This window comes from Roseomonas sp. TAS13, assembly GCF_001950415.1.
GTDB classification, from domain to species: Bacteria; Pseudomonadota; Alphaproteobacteria; order Acetobacterales; family Acetobacteraceae; genus Roseomonas; species Roseomonas mucosa.
Genome location: NZ_BDLP01000739.1, coordinates 1 through 847, shown reverse-complemented (window position 1 = coordinate 847; position 847 = coordinate 1). Strand labels below are relative to the sequence as shown.

1 protein-coding gene is annotated in these 847 nt (G+C 73.0%); it reads left to right on the top strand.

What is annotated here, in order from left to right; translation table 11 throughout:
* Positions 1–450: 450 nt before the first annotated feature.
* On the top strand, positions 451–847 hold a 397-nt coding region (locus tag ROTAS13_RS25235; protein ID WP_139323604.1), incomplete at its 3' end, for a helix-turn-helix domain-containing protein.

Here is an 847-nt window from a genome sequence, read left to right as displayed (position 1 = left end):
TCGCCTTACGGTGGAGCTGTGCGTAGATGTGATCAAGAGACAGGCCCGTCGCCGGGACCTCCCCTGGCACCCTGCCCGGTGCCGCGCAGGGTTCCCCGGCCCTGGGGGCCGCCGCGGGCCGGCCGCTGAAGCTGGACGGGCTGGAACAGGGGGCCGGGCTGCTGCGGGATCTGCTGGACGGGCTGCTGGACGGGGGGTAGCCGCCGGATAGGAGGCGCTGTAACCTCCTGACATTCACTCATGAAGGTAAGTTTCGCCGTTCGTCTTCTGTTTCAGCATTCCGTCGCCCTGGCCGTCCGGCCTCGGCCCCTGCCCTTCCGCCGTGCCGCCCGCGCCGGCGGACCGGTTCCGTCGCCCTGGCTTCCGCGCCCCGGCCCCCCGTTCGATCGCGCCACCCCGTCCCGGGCCTGCCCGGCCTCCGGGGCCCGGCGCGCTGAGGTCTGAACCGCCATGTCGATGCTGAACACCGCCGCCGCGGTGCTGCGCTGCTTCTCGCCGGCCCATCCGGAACTGACCACCTCCGAGGTGGCGGACCTGCTGCACCTACCGAAGAGCAATGCCTCCCGCGTGCTGCGCGCGATGCGGGAGGCCGGCTTCATCGATGCCGTGCCCGGTTCCCGCCGCTACCGCCCAGGGCTGCTGCATCTCGAACTGGGGCAGGTCCTGCGGAACGGCTCCATCCAGTGGCGGGAGGCGCAGGCGGTGCTGCTGCGCCTGTCGCGGCTCGGGCGGATGAGCGGCGAGGTCAGCCTGCTGGACGGGACGGAGGTGGTGCGGCTGCTGCGGATGAAGGACGGCCTGCCGGTGCCCCCGGCGCCCGGACGCGCCGCTGCCTGGGATGACGCGG